A 12,964-nucleotide genomic window follows, 5' to 3' on the forward strand; every position below is an offset into this window, starting at 1 on the left:
ATGGCGCGGTGGAACCACACTGATCCCTTCCCGAACTCAGAGGTGAAACGCTGCTGCGGCGACGATAGTTTGGGGGTAGCCCTGCGTGAAAATAGCTCGATGCCAGGTTTATTTTTTCATATAACAAGACCCCCTCTATTTATTTAGCGGGGGTTTTGTTTTTTTAGTGCAAATAGAGCTAAATTTAATAAAGGGTGAACATGACGCTAAAGAAAAAGCCACGTTAGGAGAAATACAAGAGAAATAGCGTGTATAATCCAGCTTTAGATTTAGGGCAAATTAGCTAATTTCTAGTCTTACCTTTAAAAATAGTTTAGAAAACTGTAGGGTGATCTAAAAAATAACTCTCTTTATCGGTATCATTAATAGTTCTAGAATAAAAATAATTAAAATTAACCTTGTTCTTTCATTTTACCTAACCTGTGACCACTACTCCCCTTTCCCCTAATTTCTCTTCAACGGCTTCAGTTCCTGATACTCTAGGCCGTTTTGGCCGTTTTGGTGGTAAGTATGTTCCAGAAACTCTAATGCCTGCGTTAGCTGAACTGGAAACTGCATATCAGCAATATCGTCATGAACTTGGTTTTCAATCTGAATTACAAGGGTTACTCCGTGATTATGTAGGACGAGCTACACCTTTATATTTTGCCGAACGCCTTACCGCCAATTATGCCCGTCCTGATGGTACAGGGGCGCAAATTTACTTAAAACGTGAAGATCTAAATCACACTGGTGCACATAAAATTAATAATGCTCTCGGTCAGGTATTATTAGCCAAGCGCATGGGTAAAAAGCGCATTATTGCGGAAACTGGTGCAGGACAACATGGTGTAGCGACAGCGACCGTTTGCGCTCGGTTTGGATTAGAATGTATAATATACATGGGTGTTCACGATATGGAACGCCAATCTTTAAATGTGTTCAGAATGCGGCTAATGGGGGCGGAAGTTCGTCCGGTGGCTGCAGGTACGGGAACTCTCAAAGATGCCACTTCTGAGGCGATTCGGGACTGGGTAACGAATGTGGAAACTACCCATTATATTCTGGGTTCTGTGGCTGGTCCCCATCCTTACCCGATGATGGTCAGAGATTTTCACGCTGTGATTGGTGAGGAAACCCGCGCTCAAGCTATGGAAAAATGGGGTGGTTTACCTGATATTCTCTTGGCTTGTGTGGGTGGTGGTTCTAATGCTATGGGGTTATTTCACGAGTTTGTTAAAGAACCATCTGTGCGATTAATTGGTGTGGAGGCTGCTGGTGAAGGTGTGAATACTGACAAGCACGCGGCTACTTTAACTAAAGGACAGGTTGGCGTATTACATGGTTCGATGAGTTATCTTTTGCAAGATGATGACGGACAAGTTATCGAACCTTATTCGATTAGTGCTGGATTAGATTATCCTGGTGTGGGTCCAGAACACAGTTATATGAAGGATAGTGGTCGCGCTGAATATTATAGTGTTACTGATGCTGAGGCTTTGGAGGCTTTCCAACGGTTATCGAAGCTAGAGGGAATTATACCAGCTTTGGAAACTTCTCATGCGATCGCTTATCTGGAAATTCTTTGTCCTCAACTTGCTGATAGTCCCAAAATTATCATCAATTGTTCTGGACGGGGTGACAAGGATGTACAAACTGCTGCTAAGTTTTTAATTCACTAAGTTATAATTGGGGGGTGCTAGAAATACAATCTCAAAGAAACTTATGAGTAATTTGACTCGCCCCCTAAGTAATTATGCTGAAAAACTTGATCATCTGAGTGGAGTTAGTGTGTTAAGAATAACTGATAGATTGTCTCACGGGAATTTTCTTGGATTGAAGATAAATTTTCATGAATAATAGTTGGTGAACAATTCTAGTATCTATGACATCTATCATTAGATACTATTTATTACTAATGATTTTAATTAATAATGTAGTGTAAAGAACTTCTAAGAATTTTATGGTCATGGATACGATGGGAATACTATTTGATTTTTGAAGAATATTTCTTGTATACCTACCTGCTTTCCGTGATACTTGTAGAATAATAGCGCTAACGCTACACAACCTATCATGAATCAAATTGGATTGCTATGTATAAATGACTTAAATTGTGAAAATTTGATGATCCTTGAGTTCATATTTGGTAAATAGTATCCTGGTAAGTATTTTGATAATTGGAAGATAGGGTATATATCTGATAAATCCATACATTACTTAACTGAAAACTCCATGTTACGACAAACTGCTTTTGGCATAGCTTTAAGTACGCTTGTCATCGCTAGTGGCTATATGACTGCTGCTAAACAAACAGGCCGATATCAGCGTTCATCACTTGTGACAAGTCAAGGGACAATATCTAATGTTGGTTTTGAAACTACTAATTTAGAGAAGTCAGTTTTTACTCAAATTAATCAATATCGCGCAAAACGGGGGCTAAAACAATTAAATTTAAGTGAAAAAATTAGTCAGCAAGCGAGAATTCATAGTCAAAATATGGCTGCTGGTAAAGTTCCTTTTAGTCACCAAGGCTTTGAACAGCGTGTGATGGCTATTCCTCTTAAATACAGTAGTGCGGCGGAAAATGTGGCTTATAATACGGGATATAGCAATCCTGCTAATGAGGCGGTTGTTGGCTGGTTAAAAAGTCCTGGTCATCTGAGAAATCTCCAGGGTAAGTATAATTTAACTGGTGTTGGGGTGGCTGCTAATGAGAATGGGGATGTCTATCTAACGCAAATATTTTTGAATGTTAGCAAATAAGGGCAAAATTAGGAGTTATGCCCCTCACAGAGGGCATATATCATCTTCCAGTCTAATAAAGTACACACCAATTTATTCACTGTTCCCTATTCCCTAAAACTAAAAAACTTTGTACCTCATGAGTATGGAACTGCTATAAATGAACTTTTTAATTTTTAATTTGGCATTTTTAATTGAGAGGTGAGGAAAAGCGATTTTTTCTGGCAAAATAAGGATAATTGATATTTAATAAGTTTATGACATTACAAGATTTTCAGGTTGGTGAGGGCGATTTAAGTGAAGCAATTCTCTCTGAGTATTTGCAGTCTCCAGCAATTGCTGTTGATACAGAAACTATGGGACTTTTGCCGCAGCGTGACCGCTTGTGTCTAGTTCAAGTTTGCAACCCAGAAGGACAGGTTACTGCTATTCGGATTTCTAGGGGGCAAAGGGTGGCACCCAATTTAAAAGTGCTTATGGAAGCAACTGATGTTGTTAAGGTCTTTCACTTTGCTAGATTTGATGTTGCTACTTTAAAACATAATTTAGATATTGTTGTGAGTCCGATTTTTTGTACTAAAATAGCTAGTAAGTTGGCTCGTACTTATACGAATCGTCATGGTCTGAAAGATGTGGTTTTAGAGTTGGAAAAGGTGGAGTTGGATAAAAGTTCTCAATGTTCTGATTGGGGTAATGCTAGTAGTTTATCTGATATACAATTAAGTTATGCGGCCAATGATGTCCGTTATTTATTAAGTGTTAGAGAAAAGCTGACGGCTATGTTGGAAAGGGAGGAACGTTGGCAAGTTGCTCAGGAATGTTTTCAAGTTTTACCGACAATTGTTAGTTTGGATTTATTACAATTCAAGGATTTATTTGAACATTGATATTGTTTTATTTCCCTTGCAATTTATTGATCTACCAGTTCAAAAATTAAACGGGAAATTGTTTAAATAACTGATAAAAAAGGTATCTCAACCTATGGTAAATTTTATTTACCTTTAAATACTTTGAAAATACAGCACTTTGTCTAACAGTGTGGCACAAAAGGATATGAATTAAGTAAAAAACAGGGATTAGAGACATTTTTAGAATTGAGAGAATAAACCCCTACCCTCCCCACATAAAAAAGGCTGCTGAATTCAGCAACCCTAATGTTTAGCAACATTGTGTTTTTAATCAATAGATGCTAATTCAACGGATTGTAAAGATTTTGTCGTGTCTACAATTTTTTTATTAATTTCCGACTTTATCGGATTACTATTACTAGAATTTATCTCTAGAGATGAGTTATCTTGTTTGTGATCATTGCTGGATTCATGGATGATCAAGCGATCGCAGGGAATCGTATCTGATATAATAGCACTTGCCATCATCCCAGTATGAATTTCCATTTGTGCTTCTGGAAGAACTTCAAATACTAGCCTTTGTCCGGGAAATACCACCCTTTCAAAATACCAGTTAGGAATATTGGTGATACGAGCTACCTGGATCTTACTCGTAGCATTGACGTAGCAGCAGAGAACCTTCCCTGAATGGTCTGGTGGTAGAGGATCTAATATCTGAGCCATAACTGCTGAGGAGCTTATTTGCGCCACAATTTTACATTACATAGGTAAAGCTAACACCGGATGATCCCCGGTTACTGTAACTGCGACTACCATCTGCATTATTTCTATCTAAAGATATATCGAGTTTCTAAAATTTTTGTAAATAAATTTGTATTTACTTAACAAAATGTTTCACAAATGAGACACTGGCTTTTTATTTCCGGTAAAATTGCTGTAAATGTTTGGGGACTAAGAATTTCAGTCTTTGATCCCTAATCTTAAATTCTCCCTGGTAACTTGAATTATCCCACATCCATCCCCATAATCACAACAGAAAATCATCGCTGAATTCATAAACTCAATGTTATGGTAAATGTATATGAAAATTTTGTTCATAAAACCCCACAGATAACAAGCAAATTTTATACACCGTAGTTTTCAGCTTGACTACAGTTGTTAACAGCAAAATATTTTTGCCTACTACAAAACAACCAAAATGTCAAGGATAATGCAGGTCAAATCAGAGGCAAATTTATAATTCATCCAGTCCGTTCCTCAACTACACCAAGTATTACAATTAAACCAGATGAACGAAACTAAAATCCTCTACGTTCGCCTTCCTTGTAACCCTATTTTTCCCATTGGGGTTGTTTATCTCTCAGATCACGTCCACAAACTATTTCCCAATGTAGAACAGCGGATTTTTGACTTAGGGACAGTTCCACCACTAGATTATGCTTCCGCCCTGGACAGGTCTATTGATGAGTTTAAACCGACATTGCTCGTCTTTTCTTGGCGGGATATTCAAATTTACGCGCCGGTGGGTGGACGGGGTGGCAACCCTCTCCAAAATGCCTTTGAATTTTATTACGCCAAAAACCCGTTAATAAAATTGCGTGGTGCTTTAGGTGGATTACGAATTTTTATTGCTTATTATGTAGAATTATGGCGTAATTTGGGATTAGTTAAACGGGGTTTAAAACGCGCCCAAAAATATCAATCTCAAGCCCGTGTAGTCTTAGGTGGTGGTGCTGTTAGCGTTTTTTATGAACAGTTGGGTAAAAGCCTACCTTCTGGAACAATTATTTCCGTAGGTGAAGGAGAAACCCTACTAACAAAATTGCTTTTAGGAGAAGATATTCACAATGAACGCTGTTATGTAGTTGGAGAAAATCAACCACGGAAACGCCTAATACATGAACAACCCACACCCTTAGAAAAAACAGTTTGTAATTACGATTACATCGAAACCATTTGGCCAGAATTTAATTATTATTTGCAAGAACAGGACTTTTATATTGGTGTGCAAACTAAACGTGGTTGTCCCCATAATTGCTGTTATTGTGTTTATACTGTAGTTGAAGGTAAACAAGTCCGAATTAATCCTAGTGATGAAGTGGTTGCGGAAATTCGAGAATTATATAATCGAGGAATTCGCAACTTTTGGTTTACAGATGCCCAATTTATTCCCGCTCGTAAATTCATTGATGATGCTGTAGAACTTCTCCAGAAAATCGTGGATTCGGGAATGTCAGATATTCATTGGGCAGCATACATTAGAGCCGACAACTTAACACCCCAATTGTGTGAGTTGATGGTAAAAACGGGCATGAATTATTTTGAAATTGGGATCACTAGCGGTTCTCAAGAACTGGTTCGCAAAATGCGAATGGGTTATAACTTACGCACTGTTTTACAAAACTGTCGTGATTTAAAAACCGCCGGTTTCCATGATGTAGTTTCTGTTAACTACTCCTTTAATGTGATTGATGAACGTCCTGAAACTATTCGTCAAACTATTGCTTATCACCGCGCACTAGAACAGATTTTTGGGGCTGATAAAGTTGAACCTGCTATTTTCTTTATTGGACTTCAACCCCATACTCACTTAGAAGAATATGCTTTCAAAGAAGGTATTCTGAAACCGGGTTATGACCCTATGAGTTTAATGCCTTGGACAGCAAAAAAACTCCTCTGGAATCCTGAACCCTTGGGTTCTTTCTTTGGTGAAGTTTGTTTACAAGCTTGGCGACAAAATCCCAATGATTTCGGACGGGAAGTAATGAATATTTTAGAGGCCAAATTGGGTCGCGCTGATTTAGAAGATGCACTTTCTGCACCGATAGAAAAACCAGAAAAACAGTTAGCAGGTATATCATAGAACAATCTTGAAACCACACCCCCTACTTATAAATACGTAATTCCATGTTACAAGGTTCAATTCTTCAACAATTAGAAGCCTCTCACCGCCATAGTGCTAGACCTATTCATTTTGGCGTGTACTATAAAAATACCTTAGTATCCCTCTGCCATGCTTTGGAAGATCATATTTTAACCAAAGATAATGGACCTTTGGTGATTACGGCTTTTCAACAGGGTAAATGGTATCTGCAAGAGGCCCAAAGATATGCAGATATAGCGCGACACAGTCGGGAAATTGTAATTATGGCGGCGGCTGATGCTGGTTTTGCCGAACACCCTACTGGTAAATTACCAAACATTAATTTGGTAGGATTGGCCTCAGATGATCCTGTAGCGCAGGAATGGCACTTGATTATTTTAGCTCCTGATTACACAGCAATGGTAATTTGTCAAGAGTTATCTGCATCTGATTATGGAAAAGATGGTTTACCAACTTGCGATTTAGAGCGTAAATTCTATGGTTTATGGACATTTGAACCGGAATTAGTGGAAGAAACCGCAGAATTAGTGATTGCTCATATTAAAGACTATCATCCTGAACTAGGTCTCAAACTCAGTCAATATAAACAGGCAATTCATCCAGCTATCTGTCCGGGGGAAGAAGTAGCTACTGTCGTCTATCGTGTTGTTGATTACCTCAAAACCGGACAAGGTAACTTGCCCATTATCACCGCATCCCACCAAAAATTTCTAGATCGTAACTTGGTATCTAACGAAATTCAAGCATTTTTGCGGATGGCGCAATTGATTGATCTAGCAGATACCCGCAATCCTCTAGCCACATCAGAAGTAGCATCTATCGCCGAAACCATGGGGCAATTATTGGATTTACCTGCATGGCAAATCAAAAGACTGCGCCTTGCGGCTTTATTACATCGCTTAGATCCACTGCAAAAAGCTGAAAGCCTGATTACTCCCAGTCACTTAGGAAACACTTATGAAGAGGGTGCTCCTCGTTGTCCCCTAGCTTGTCCCCTCGTGCCAGCAGCGCAAGCATTACGAATTATGCCACGACTACGAGCAATTGCCCAGATTATCACTCACCAAAGCGAATGGTGGAATGGGACAGGTGAACCCGCAGGTTTAGCTGGTGATGATATTCCTTTAGAATCACGAATTTTGTCATTGATAGCAGAATTTCAGCTACAAGTCAATCAGTATAAATACTCTGGCAAAGAGGGAGTAGAGATATTTACCCAGTCCTTAGAGCAGTGCCAAAAACAACAATCCACCCGTTTTGATCCTAAACTTGTAGATACCTTAGCTTTATTAGTGATGGGTCTACAACAGGGGCTGGATTTACCCATAATGACACCCAAGTCCAGCAGTGGTTTATGGTTACTCGATTCCCGTTGGGATAGCCAAAGTAACCGTAGTGAACAGATTTCAATTTACAGCAAATGAATGAAAGGTTAAAGATGATTGGACAAAACGAACTACTTCCCGGCGCAAATTTAGAAGATGAAGACCTATCTCACTTAGATTTAAGCGAGAAGCGACTACAAGGGGCTACTTTGGTGGGAACGGACTTTACTGGTTCTAGACTAGAGGGTGGCCATTTTGAAGGTGCAAATTTAATGGGGGCAAACCTGCAAGAAACTGACTTGCGAGCTAACCTCATGGGTGCAAATTTGATACAAGCTAACTTAACAAGTGCGGATTTACGTGGATGCAACTTGCGAGGTAGTAACTTGATGGGAGCAACTCTTAATGATGCCTCCTTAGCAGGGGCTTTTTTAAGTGGTGCTAATTTGATGAGTGTAAATTTGCAGGGTGTTGACTTGCGAGGTGCAGATTTACGAGGTGCAAATTTAACGGAGGCAAATCTCAAAGGTGCAGATTTAAGCGGAGCAGATTTACAAGGAGCTTTGTTGATTGAAGCGAATCTAGAAGAAGCTGATTTAAGAGCGGCTAATTTAGCAGGAGCGAATTTAACTGGAGCTAGTTTACTATGTGCTGAATTAGATGGAGTGAAGTTAAATGGTGCAAATTTAGACCGGGTGTGTTTTCTGGGAACAGTTCTAGAAGCTAGTCATACAGGGCGAAATTAATAAATAATTAATAATTAAAAAGCAGACGTATAGAGGCTTTTTACCGCCACGAATTATATAGTTAAATTGGGTTCTAGGATATACTCTTGCTCAAAAGTGATATTTTATAAGTGGCTTTGAAAATATCCAACCATTCCATGAACATTATCCCCACCTCTATTTCTGATGTCTTCCTTCTAGAACCCCAAGTATTTCAGGACTCCCGGGGCTTTTTCTTGGAATCCTATAATCAAAAAACGTTCACAGAAAAACTGGGAATCACAGCGAATTTTGTCCAAGATAATCACTCTAAATCAGAATACAATGTGCTGCGAGGCTTACATTACCAAATCATCCAACCTCAAGGTAAATTAGTTCGCGCTATTGTTGGTAAAATCTTTGATGTCGCTGTAGATATCAGAAAAAACTCCCCTACCTTTGGACAATGGGTCGGCTACGAACTCAGCGCTGAAAATAAACGCCAATTGTGGATACCAGCAGGTTTTGCCCATGGCTTTCTTGTGCTTTCAGAAACAGCCGAAGTTATGTATAAAGCTACAGATTATTATACACCAACAGGCGATCGCGCTATACTTTGGAATGACCTAGATTTAGCTATAGATTGGCCTCTGGAAACACCCCCAATTTTATCAGCTAAAGATAGTAATGCTGCCACTTTCAAAAATGCCCAAGTTTATGAATAAATCAATATTACTAATAGGTAGTAACGGACAAGTTGGCACAGAACTAAAATATACCCTTTCATCCAACTATAAAGTTATTGGAGTTGCACGTCCTCAAATAGACTTAACTCAGCCTGACAACTTACGCCAAATTATCAGAGAAATTCAACCAGAAATAATTATCAACGCTGCTGCTTACACCGCAGTAGATAAAGCTGAAAGTGAACCAGAAAATGCTCATATAATCAATGCTATAGCTCCCCAAATTGTTGCTGAAGAAACCCAAAAATTAGGAAGTTTCTTAATTCACATTTCCACAGATTACGTATTTGATGGTAATGGTAATTATCCTTATCAAGAAACAGATATTACCAATCCCTTGAGTGTCTATGGAAAAACAAAATTAGCGGGAGAAATAGCAATTCAAAAAAATTGTTCCCAGCATATAATTTTGCGTACAGCTTGGGTTTATGGAACTTATGGAAAAAGCAACTTTGTCAAAACTATGTTACGAGTTGGTAAAGATAGACTAGAAGTGAGAGTAGTTGCAGACCAAATTGGTAGTCCTACTTGGGCGCAAGATATAGCTTTGACAATTACTAAAATTATCCCCCAATTAACAGCAGAAATTGCGGGAATTTATCATTATACAAATAGTGGTGTTGCCAGTTGGTATGATTTTGCTATAGCAATCTTTGAAGAAGCAGAAAAACTCGGTTTTCCCCTAGCAATTAACCAAGTTATCCCCATTACTACTCCCGAATATCCAACACCAGCAAAACGTCCTGCTTATTCCGTTCTCGCTTGTAGAAAAATATCCCAACTTTTGGGAACTTACCCTCCACATTGGCGACAAAGACTAAGATTAATGTTACAAGAATTAAAAGAGAAATCCCTATGAAAGCACTAATTTTATCCGGTGGAAAAGGTACAAGATTACGTCCCTTAACTTATACAGGTGCAAAACAACTTGTCCCCGTTGCCAACAAACCAATTTTATGGTATGGCATTGAAGAAATGGCTACAGCAGGGATTACTGATATTGGAATTATTATCAGCCCAGAAACCGGGGAAGAAGTCAAAAATAAAACGGGAAATGGTGAAAAGTTTGGTGTGAATATCACCTATATTTTACAAGAACAACCAGCAGGATTAGCCCATGCTGTGCAAGTTGCGCGGCCTTTTTTAAAGGATTCTGCATTTGTGATGTATTTAGGTGATAACCTGATTCAACAAGGGGATTTAAGTTCATTTTTAGATAAATTTACCCAACAACAACCAGATGCTTTAATTCTGTTGCGGGAAGTCACAAATCCTAGTGCTTTTGGTGTGGCAAAGGTGGATGAAAATGGTAGAGTATTACAGTTAATTGAAAAGCCGAAAATTCCTCCTTCAAATTTAGCATTAGTAGGGGTTTATTTCTTTTTACCAATTATCTATGATGCAATTTCTCTGATTAAACCTTCAGCAAGAGGAGAATTAGAAATTACTGATGCTATTCAATGTTTAATAGATCAAAAAAAAGAAGTTTTAGCTTATAATCTTGATGGTTGGTGGTTAGATACGGGCAAAAAAGATGATTTATTAGAAGCTAACCGTCTGATTCTCGATACATATTTAAAAAAGTCAATTTTAAGTGATATTGACAGTAAAACCCAGATTACTGGAAGAGTGCAAATTGGGACTGAATCTCAAATTATTAACTGTACAATTCGCGGTCCTGTGATAATTGGGAATAATTGTTATTTAGAAAACTGTTTTATCGGTCCTTATAGTAGTATTGCGGATAATTCAACCCTGATAGAAACGGATTTAGAACATAGTGTAGTTTTAGAAGGCGCTAGAATTACGGGTATTCAACAACGAATTATTGATAGTTTAATTGGACAACGCGCCCAATTAAGTATAGCCCCTCGTCGTCCTAAAGCGTTACGGTTTTTAATTGGTGATGATTCGCAAATTGAATTGACTTAAGGGCAGGAGGTATTATTCTAGAGACTGTATCAATTTTCAATAAAAAGGCTGGTTTTAGTAATATTATAAATACCTGCTATCCCCGCATGATATTTGTTCAGTAATTTTAGCATAACTTTTGAGCTAAATTCAATAGCATCTAAATCTTACAATTAAGGGCGGGGAAAACCCGCCCCTACAGGCAATCTTACCGAAATAAACAAAAAGAATTAACTTGAAAGCCTAACCAAAAGTATCTTACTTCTGAGCTTCAGCAATGGGAACCCACTCAGTGTGGAAAGATCCTTCTTTGTCAGTCCGTTTGTAAGTATGTGCGCCGAAATAGTCCCGTTGTGCTTGAGTTAAGTTTTGTGGCAAGCGATCGCGGCGGTAACTATCGAAGTAATCTAGAGAAGCACTAAAAGCTGGAACAGGAATACCCAACTTAGCCGCAGTCACAATTACTTCCCGCCAAGCAGCTTGTCTATCCAGAATTGTTTGCTTAAACTCAGGCGCCAACAACAAGTTAGGTAAAGCTGGATTTTCGTCAAAAGCCTTCTTAATCTTATTCAAGAAGCCAGCCCGAATAATACAACCACCCTTCCAAATCCGCGCCATTTCGCCCAGATTCAATTCCCAATTGTAAGTTTTAGAAGCTGTAGACAACAGCGCCATACCTTGAGCATAGGAACAGATTTTAGAACAATAGAGAGCATCCCGCACCATGTTCACAAAAGCCGCAATATCGCCACCATACTTAGCATTAGGTCCGGTGATAATCTTAGAAGCAGCAATGCGTTCATCTCTAATAGAAGAGAGAATCCGGGCATTTACAGCCGCCGTAATTGTCGGAATCGCTACACCCAATTCTAAAGCAGTTTGTACAGTCCAACGACCAGTACCCTTTTGACCGGCTGCGTCAACAATCAAATCAACCAGAGGAATATTGGTATCTGGATCTACGTAGGGGAAAATATTGGCGGTAATCTCAATCAAAAATGAATTGAGTTCATCAGTTGTATTCCATTGAGCAAACACTTCATGGAGTTGTGCCGCATTTAAACCAGCCACATTTTTTAGCAAATCGTACGCTTCTGCAATTAACTGCATATCACCGTACTCAATACCGTTGTGAACCATTTTTACATAATGTCCAGAACCACCAGGACCAATGTAGGTTACACAAGGACCATCATCAACTTGAGCAGCGATTTTGTTGAAAATGGGGGATAGGTACTCATAGGAGCTTCTTGTTCCACCTGGCATGAGAGAAGGTCCGTTTAAAGCTCCTTCTTCACCACCACTCACACCCATACCGATATATCGTAAACCGATGGGTTCTAATTCTTGAGTGCGTCTATCAGTATCTTCAAACCAAGAGTTACCACCGTCAATAATGATATCACCCTCTTGCAACAAAGGCTTAAGCTGTTGAATTACTGCATCAACAGGCTTACCAGCTTGTACCATCACCAAAATTTTGCGGGGACGTTCCAATGAGGCGACAAATTGTTCTAGGCTAAAAGCAGCCCTAACGTTCCGTCCTGGCGCGCGGTGGGCCATGAAGGCATCGGTTTTTTCACGAGAGCGGTTGTAAACTGCAATTGGGAAGCCATTTCTTTCTACGTTAAGTGCGATATTTTCGCCCATAACTGCTAATCCAATCACACCAAAGCTTTGTAGTGTCATAGTTCAGTTCAAATATTTTGTTTGGGTTTGGCTTTTTTCTTGCAGATCCTTTCTCTTTAAGGGTAGTCCGAGATTTTAGCTTCACTCCTAAAGAAGATATTAAGAGTTTTTCTAGGATTTTCAAAATTTACAG

General features: G+C 39.0%; 11 protein-coding genes and 1 rRNA gene. 10 read left to right on the top strand and 2 right to left on the bottom strand.

Annotated features, from left to right (window positions below; genetic code table 11):
- The 4 genes from rrf to H6G44_RS17585 all read left to right on the top strand — a co-directional run.
- Window positions 1-108, top strand: a 5S ribosomal RNA gene (gene rrf / locus H6G44_RS17570); the annotation flags it as partial.
- 314 nt (window positions 109-422) lie between these two features.
- Window positions 423-1,661 carry a tryptophan synthase subunit beta gene (gene trpB, locus H6G44_RS17575; protein ID WP_190387842.1) on the top strand — a complete coding sequence of 413 codons (1,239 nt, stop codon included), beginning with the start codon at window positions 423-425 and terminating at the stop codon, window positions 1,659-1,661.
- 553 nt (window positions 1,662-2,214) lie between these two features.
- Window positions 2,215-2,745, top strand: a complete 531-nt coding sequence (locus tag H6G44_RS17580; RefSeq protein ID WP_190387841.1) for a CAP domain-containing protein — start codon at window positions 2,215-2,217, stop codon at window positions 2,743-2,745.
- A gap of 236 nt (window positions 2,746-2,981) precedes the next feature.
- Window positions 2,982-3,611 (top strand): ribonuclease D, encoded by a 630-nt coding sequence (locus H6G44_RS17585; protein ID WP_190387840.1) that lies wholly within the window; start codon window positions 2,982-2,984, stop codon window positions 3,609-3,611.
- A 288-nt stretch (window positions 3,612-3,899) separates the two neighbouring features.
- On the opposite strand, the gene H6G44_RS17590 is transcribed toward H6G44_RS17585, so the two are convergent.
- Window positions 3,900-4,295, bottom strand: coding sequence for a DUF1830 domain-containing protein (locus tag H6G44_RS17590; RefSeq protein WP_190387839.1), 396 nt, complete (start codon window positions 4,293-4,295; stop codon window positions 3,900-3,902).
- A 565-nt stretch (window positions 4,296-4,860) separates the two neighbouring features.
- On the opposite strand from H6G44_RS17590, the gene H6G44_RS17595 reads away from it, so the two are divergent.
- The 6 genes from H6G44_RS17595 (at window position 4,861) to H6G44_RS17620 (ending at window position 11,163) form a co-directional block, all read left to right on the top strand.
- On the top strand, window positions 4,861-6,435 hold the full coding sequence (locus H6G44_RS17595) for a photosystem II high light acclimation radical SAM protein (protein WP_190387838.1): 1,575 nt from the start codon (window positions 4,861-4,863) through the stop codon (window positions 6,433-6,435).
- Window positions 6,436-6,479: 44 nt separating this feature from the next.
- Window positions 6,480-7,880 (top strand): DICT sensory domain-containing protein, encoded by a 1,401-nt coding sequence (locus H6G44_RS17600; RefSeq protein WP_190387837.1) that lies wholly within the window; start codon window positions 6,480-6,482, stop codon window positions 7,878-7,880.
- Window positions 7,877-8,527: a pentapeptide repeat-containing protein gene (locus tag H6G44_RS17605; protein WP_190387836.1), complete on the top strand. Its 651-nt coding sequence runs from the start codon at window positions 7,877-7,879 to the stop codon at window positions 8,525-8,527. The genes H6G44_RS17600 and H6G44_RS17605 overlap by 4 nt, the downstream gene beginning before the upstream one ends.
- Before the next feature lie 137 nt (window positions 8,528-8,664).
- Window positions 8,665-9,210, top strand: a complete 546-nt coding sequence (gene rfbC, locus H6G44_RS17610) for a dTDP-4-dehydrorhamnose 3,5-epimerase (RefSeq protein ID WP_190387835.1) — start codon at window positions 8,665-8,667, stop codon at window positions 9,208-9,210.
- Window positions 9,203-10,090 carry a dTDP-4-dehydrorhamnose reductase gene (rfbD, locus tag H6G44_RS17615; protein WP_190387834.1) on the top strand — a complete coding sequence of 296 codons (888 nt, stop codon included), beginning with the start codon at window positions 9,203-9,205 and terminating at the stop codon, window positions 10,088-10,090. Before rfbC ends, rfbD begins: the two co-directional genes overlap by 8 nt.
- Window positions 10,087-11,163 carry a glucose-1-phosphate thymidylyltransferase gene (locus H6G44_RS17620; RefSeq protein WP_190387833.1) on the top strand — a complete coding sequence of 359 codons (1,077 nt, stop codon included), beginning with the start codon at window positions 10,087-10,089 and terminating at the stop codon, window positions 11,161-11,163. Before rfbD ends, H6G44_RS17620 begins: the two co-directional genes overlap by 4 nt.
- A 237-nt stretch (window positions 11,164-11,400) precedes the next feature.
- Here H6G44_RS17620 and gndA read toward each other — a convergent pair whose 3' ends face one another.
- Entirely contained in the window at window positions 11,401-12,831 is a 1,431-nt protein-coding gene (gene gndA, locus H6G44_RS17625; RefSeq protein ID WP_190387832.1) for an NADP-dependent phosphogluconate dehydrogenase, read from the bottom strand.
- Window positions 12,832-12,964 lie beyond the last annotated feature (133 nt).

Origin of the sequence: Aphanizomenon flos-aquae FACHB-1287 (assembly GCF_014698755.1) — a bacterium.
GTDB lineage: Bacteria > Cyanobacteriota > Cyanobacteriia > Cyanobacteriales > Nostocaceae > Dolichospermum > Dolichospermum flosaquae.

What these genes read in the sequence shown, in the direction of transcription:
- gndA (WP_190387832.1), bottom strand. Translation starts at nt 12,831, where the DNA reads ATGACACTACAAAGCTTTGGTGTGATTGGATTAGCAGTTATGGGCGAA.
- H6G44_RS17605 (WP_190387836.1), top strand. Translation starts at nt 7,877, where the DNA reads ATGAATGAAAGGTTAAAGATGATTGGACAAAACGAACTACTTCCCGGC.
- H6G44_RS17585 (WP_190387840.1), top strand. Translation starts at nt 2,982, where the DNA reads ATGACATTACAAGATTTTCAGGTTGGTGAGGGCGATTTAAGTGAAGCA.
- H6G44_RS17590 (WP_190387839.1), bottom strand. Translation starts at nt 4,295, where the DNA reads ATGGCTCAGATATTAGATCCTCTACCACCAGACCATTCAGGGAAGGTT.
- rfbC (WP_190387835.1), top strand. Translation starts at nt 8,665, where the DNA reads ATGAACATTATCCCCACCTCTATTTCTGATGTCTTCCTTCTAGAACCC.
- H6G44_RS17595 (WP_190387838.1), top strand. Translation starts at nt 4,861, where the DNA reads ATGAACGAAACTAAAATCCTCTACGTTCGCCTTCCTTGTAACCCTATT.
- H6G44_RS17600 (WP_190387837.1), top strand. Translation starts at nt 6,480, where the DNA reads ATGTTACAAGGTTCAATTCTTCAACAATTAGAAGCCTCTCACCGCCAT.
- H6G44_RS17580 (WP_190387841.1), top strand. Translation starts at nt 2,215, where the DNA reads ATGTTACGACAAACTGCTTTTGGCATAGCTTTAAGTACGCTTGTCATC.
- rfbD (WP_190387834.1), top strand. Translation starts at nt 9,203, where the DNA reads ATGAATAAATCAATATTACTAATAGGTAGTAACGGACAAGTTGGCACA.
- H6G44_RS17620 (WP_190387833.1), top strand. Translation starts at nt 10,087, where the DNA reads ATGAAAGCACTAATTTTATCCGGTGGAAAAGGTACAAGATTACGTCCC.